Origin of the sequence: Novacetimonas hansenii JCM 7643 (genome assembly GCF_000964405.1) — a bacterium.
Taxonomy (GTDB): domain Bacteria; phylum Pseudomonadota; class Alphaproteobacteria; order Acetobacterales; family Acetobacteraceae; genus Novacetimonas; species Novacetimonas hansenii.
Map to the genome: position 1 here is coordinate 1 of NZ_BANE01000074.1, position 5130 is coordinate 5130.

General features: G+C 64.5%; 4 protein-coding genes. 2 read left to right on the plus strand and 2 right to left on the minus strand.

The features are described from left to right. Positions 1-279 precede the first annotated feature (279 nt). Together B7G66_RS06055 and purD are read right to left on the minus strand one after the other, a co-directional pair. Positions 280-1665, minus strand: a complete 1386-nt coding sequence (locus B7G66_RS06055; protein ID WP_003617190.1) for an MFS transporter — start codon at positions 1663-1665, stop codon at positions 280-282. A 107-nt stretch (positions 1666-1772) separates the two neighbouring features. Then, the gene (purD, locus tag B7G66_RS06060; protein ID WP_003617193.1) at positions 1773-3059 is read right to left on the minus strand and encodes a phosphoribosylamine--glycine ligase; all 1287 of its coding nucleotides are present in this window, start codon (positions 3057-3059) and stop codon (positions 1773-1775) included. A gap of 64 nt (positions 3060-3123) precedes the next feature. Between purD and xseA the strand changes: the two genes are divergently transcribed. Both xseA and B7G66_RS06070 read left to right on the plus strand, forming a co-directional pair. After that, the gene (gene xseA / locus B7G66_RS06065) at positions 3124-4584 is read left to right on the plus strand and encodes an exodeoxyribonuclease VII large subunit (RefSeq protein ID WP_003617195.1); all 1461 of its coding nucleotides are present in this window, start codon (positions 3124-3126) and stop codon (positions 4582-4584) included. A 2-nt stretch (positions 4585-4586) separates the two neighbouring features. After that, positions 4587-4973: a BA14K family protein gene (locus tag B7G66_RS06070; protein ID WP_003617196.1), complete on the plus strand. Its 387-nt coding sequence runs from the start codon at positions 4587-4589 to the stop codon at positions 4971-4973. The last annotated feature ends 157 nt before the right edge of the window (positions 4974-5130 follow it).

The window sequence follows — 5130 nt, forward strand, 5'->3', positions numbered from 1 at the left end:
GGAAAAAGCTTCACCAAAAACCTTTATGATTTCAGGATGTTATCAGGTATGATTTTTCAAACAGCCCCTTAAATAATTGGCTGTTTGAAAAGTGGGGGGCCATGACCCGCCGGGGTGGTAAGCGCTTTTGGTGAATGTTCAAAAGACACGCTAACGGCAGGAATTTTTAATTTCTTATCGACGTCCTGTTTTCAAACGATCTTCACCAGAAAATTTTAAGGGGCCGACAGGGTTTATGCCCAGGCTGCCTTGCAGGAGGGCTGGTTCCACGCCGGTTGGTCAGGCCTGTTCCCGACCGCCCGAAAACAGCCGTGATGCGCTGAGCAGCATGCCAAGAAAGGCGATGACGGATGCGAATTCCAGGCAGCGTATCGACGGCCGCATGGCGATCAGCCCGAACGTCATCGCCACAAGCATCGCGCCCGTCGCCTGTCCGCACTGGCGCGAAACCTGGACCATTCCACTTGCACTGCCGGACCGTCCGGCGGGGGCTGTGACCATCATGATACGGTTGTTGGGGGGTTGGAATATGCCAAACCCCATTCCCGCCAGCCCGACGCGCCATACGATGTCATACCAGTGTGGCTCCGCAGGGAGCAGATAAAGGGCAAGGAATCCCATCGACGTAGTGAACAGCCCCACCGACGACAGGATCGTGGCCGGGACCCGGTCGCTCAGTCGGCTGATGACCGGCGCGACAAGCATGATTCCCACCGGCCACGGCGTCATCAGCAGCCCGACCACCGATGGCGGCGCATGGAACAGGTTCTGCAATGTGAAGGGAAAGGACACCATGAACAGGTTGGACGACACGAAAGCGAGGAACCCGATGCAGGCCCCGGTGCGGAATGCCGCGACCTGCAACATGTCGATCGGGAACATCGGGTGGGCGCGTCCCTTCTGCCGCCGCACCAGAAGCCAGCCCGATACGATGCCGGTTATCGCGAAGGCATAGACCTGCAGGCTGCTGGCATGGTGTGCGATGGAATCGCCTGCCATGATGAGCGCGCCAAACGCGAACGCATTGAGCAGCGCACTGAGCCCGTCGAATGCGCCATGTTGCAGCGGCGTGCGTGGCAGGGACATCAGCGCCAGCACCAGGGCCGCAAGGCCCAGCGGGATGTTGATGAAAAACAGCCACGGCCATGTGGCGACCGACAGGATGATGGATGCCACCGTTGGCCCCGCCCCCACGCCAAGTGCGACCATCACGCCATTGAGCGCGATGCCGCGCCCGATGATCGCATGGGGATAGATGAAGCGGATCAGCGCGATGCTGACGCTCATGATACATGCCCCGCCCACACCCTGCACCGCGCGCGCCAGCGACAGCGCCAGCAGCGAATGCGACAGCCCGCAGAACAGGGAGGAGACGATGAACAACACCAGCCCGATCTGGCACAGGCGTCCGAACCCGATCCGCGCGCCCAGTGCCGCCGTGGGCAGAAGGGCGATGACACTGGCGAGCTGGTAGGAATTGATGATCCACACCGCCGACGCGGCGGAAACATGCAGGTCCCCCCCGATGGTCGGCAGCGCGACGTTGGCGATCGCGTAATCCAGCAGCGCCAGCAGGACCGACAGTGCGACCGCACACATCGCCTGTATCCGGGCCGCACCGTGCAGGCCCTCTCCTTCGGTCAGTATCTTGGTGTCGCGGGGCATGGCATGTCGCTGTCTTGCGCGGTGTCCGGCGGGCCGGATCGTGCGTGGGGGGCGGGGGGACATCCCCCGTCGCAGGCCCGTGTGGAATGCGGGCCGGGGGGCAATGTTCAGTCGCGTGCGGTGTGCTCCAGCGCGCGCATGCCGATATCGTGACGCCAGATGGCATCGTCCCAACGGATCGCACCCACCCCGGCATAGGCCCGGGTGCGGGCCTGTGCCAGCGTGTCGCCTGTGGCGCAGACCGCAAGCACGCGGCCACCCGCCGCGACCAGGTGATGATCGGCATCAAGCTTTGTGCCTGCCTGGAACACCTGCACACCGGGCAGGTCTTGTGCATCGTCGATGCCCGCGATCACGCCGCCGGTCACTGGCCTGCCGGGATAGCCGCGTGCGGCCATCACCACACTGATGGAGGCCTGTCCCGAAAAGCGGATATCCGTGCCTGCAAGATCGCCCTTCGCCACGGCGGCAAGCGCGGCGAGCAGATCGCTTTGCAGCCGGATCAGAAGGGCCTGCGCCTCCGGGTCGCCAAGGCGGACATTATATTCGATCAGTTTCTCACCCTGCGGTGTCAGCATAAGCCCGGCGAAGATGATGCCGTGGAACGGTGTGCCACGTCGCGCCATCTCGCGCAGCATGGGACGCACCATCGTATCGAGTGCCGCTTCCTGTCGCGCGCGGTCGAATCCTGCGGGGGGGGAAACCGCGCCCATGCCGCCGGTGTTGGGGCCGGTATCGCCATCGCCAATGCGCTTGTGGTCCTGTGCCGCGCCGATCAGTACCGCCTGTTCCCCCGCGCAGAAGGCAAAAAGCGAGACCTCGTCGCCCACCAGGCATTCTTCGATCACCACCGTGCGCCCGGCGTCACCCATCGTGGCGTCGGTCATCAGGTCTTTGATGGCGGTTTCGGCTTCTTCCACGTTCTGGGCCACGATCACGCCCTTGCCCGCCGCCAGGCCATCGGCCTTGACCACGATCGGTGCACCGGTGGCACGCACATGCGCCAGTGCGTCGGCCGCGGTATCAAACCGTGCCCAGCGCGCGGTGGGGATGGCCGCCGCGTCACAGATTTCCTTGGTAAAGGTCTTGCTGCCCTCAAGCTCCGCCGCCGCGCGCGATGGCCCGGCGCAGGCAATCCCGGCCTGTGCGCAGGCATCGGCCAATCCCGCCACCAGCGGGGCCTCCGGTCCGGGCACCACAAGGTCGATGCGTTCATCGCGCGCAAGTTTGATCAGGCCCGCCACATCATCGGCGCGGATGGCGCAATTGGTCCCCAGCGCGGCCGTGCCGGGGTTGCCCGGTGCAATGAACAGCGCCTCCAGCAGGGGCGAACGCGCGATCGCCGCCGCCATGGCATGTTCACGCCCCCCCGATCCGACCAGCAGCACCCGCATGAATCAATTCTCCTGTTTGCAATCCGCCCTTTCGGGACGCGCGTCTCTATCATAACTTCGGGTCATGCATGAACCCAGCTTCCCATCCGGCGCGCCGGGCGCCACGAATATCGCGGAATATTCCGTATCCGAAATTTCGGGCGCGATCCGCAGCACGCTTGAAGGTACGTTTGGACGTATCCGTGTGCGCGGCGAAATTACGGAATTCAAGCGATATTCATCCGGTCACCTTTATTTTTCCCTCAAGGATGAGAAAGGGAAGCTGTCTTCCGTCGTCTGGCGCGGCAGTGTTTCCCGCCTTGGGCTGAAGCCTGAAAATGGCGTGGAGGTCATCGCCACGGGCAAGATCTCCTCTTATGGCGAGCGTTCTTCCTACCAGATGGTGATTGACCGTCTGGAATATGCGGGGGAGGGCGCATTGCTGGCCCGGATCGAGAAGCTGCGCCTGCGCCTTGCGCAGGAAGGCGTGTTCGATGCGGAGCGCAAGCAGCGGATTCCGTTCCTGCCACGTGTCATCGGGGTCGTGACTTCGGCACAGGGGGCGGTGCTGCATGACATCCGCACCACGGTGGCCCGGCGTTTTCCGCGTGACCTGCTGGTCTGGCCTGTCCCGGTGCAGGGCGAGGGCGCGGCCGAACGCATTGCCGAAGCGGTGGCGGGGTTTGACCGGATCGACGGGCGCACGGGGATTGCGCGGCCCGATGTGCTGATCGTGGCGCGTGGTGGTGGTTCGCTGGAGGATCTGATGGCCTTCAATGACGAATCCGTGCTGCGTGCGGTGGCGGCCTGCACGATTCCGGTCATTTCCGCCGTGGGGCACGAGACGGATACGACCCTGATTGATTTTGTGTCAGATCGCCGCGCGCCCACCCCCACGGCGGCGGCGGAAATGGCGGTGCCCGTGCGTACGGAGCTGGAGGCGGACCTTGCCCACCGCATGGCGCGGCTGTCGAACGGGCTGGGGCGTGTGCTGCAGCTTGGGCGGGCGCGACTGGGGCGGGCGGCGGCGGGGCTGCCTGACCTGCCATCGTTGCTGGAAACCGCGCGCATACGGCTTGACGACCGGGGGTATCGCCTCGACATGGCGTTGCCCGCACTGCTGGAACGTCGTCGCGCGCGCTTGCAGGCGGCATGTGACCGCTTGCCCACGCCCGGCACCATCATTGCGCTGAAACGTTCCGGCCTGACGCTGGCGTCGGCGGCACTGGCGCGTGGGGGGCCGCAATATCTGCGCGACCGCCGGGGCCGGGTGACGGCGCTGCGTCCTTCGGCCCCGGCCCTGCTGGCGTTGCTGCGTGAACGGCGCGCACGCGTGCAGGGGGAGGGCGGGCGTCTGGAATCGCTGTCGCCGCGTGCGGTGCTGGAACGTGGCTATGTGCTGGTGCAGGACCGCGCGGGCCATCCGCTGACACTTGCCGCAGAGGTGAAAGCGGGCGCGCAGGTCATCATGACCTTTGCCGATGGGGACGTGGCGGCGCGGGTCGAACGTGCGGCCCACAGCGAACAGGGGCGGCTGGACCTGTAACAATGAAGGAAAAAACAGTGGCAAGGCATGGTGTGAATATGGAACGGCGCGTGATGTCGCGTGTGGCAATGGCAATGGCAATGGCAGTGCTGGTGGGGATGGCATCGGGTCTGTCGGCCTGTGCGCCACACCAGCGTGCGACACCTGTGGCCCTGCCACCGCCTGCGGTTGCCGCGACGGGGGCTGCGGAACCTGTGCTGGTGAACGACCCTTCCGCCCCTGCGGATACGTCGCTGTGCGGTCATGCCGCGCGGGAGGCCAACGCCATCGGGGCAACAGTCCACCCTGACATCACCCCCGCGCGCAGCAGTTGCGCCGCGAATGCGTGTTTTGATCCCCAGACGGGCACCTATATCGGGGCGGATGGTAACCGCCATGTGTGCCGATAGGGCGTAGCCCCACCCGTCATTGCCACGCGTATGGGGCCGCCATGGCAGGCAGATCAGGGGCAGGAAGCGCGCTTCCTGCCCCTGATCTGCTGGGAGAGTGTTTGAAAACAACGCATTGATAAAAAACAGGAAAAGTTTTTGGGTGCCGCCTTTTTTT

Bases quoted from the DNA above. Each gene is read 5' to 3' on its own strand.
- B7G66_RS06055 (WP_003617190.1), bottom strand. From the start codon at position 1,665: ATGCCCCGCGACACCAAGATACTGACCGAAGGAGAGGGCCTGCACGGT.
- purD (WP_003617193.1), bottom strand. From the start codon at position 3,059: ATGCGGGTGCTGCTGGTCGGATCGGGGGGGCGTGAACATGCCATGGCG.
- xseA (WP_003617195.1), top strand. From the start codon at position 3,124: ATGCATGAACCCAGCTTCCCATCCGGCGCGCCGGGCGCCACGAATATC.
- B7G66_RS06070 (WP_003617196.1), top strand. From the start codon at position 4,587: ATGAAGGAAAAAACAGTGGCAAGGCATGGTGTGAATATGGAACGGCGC.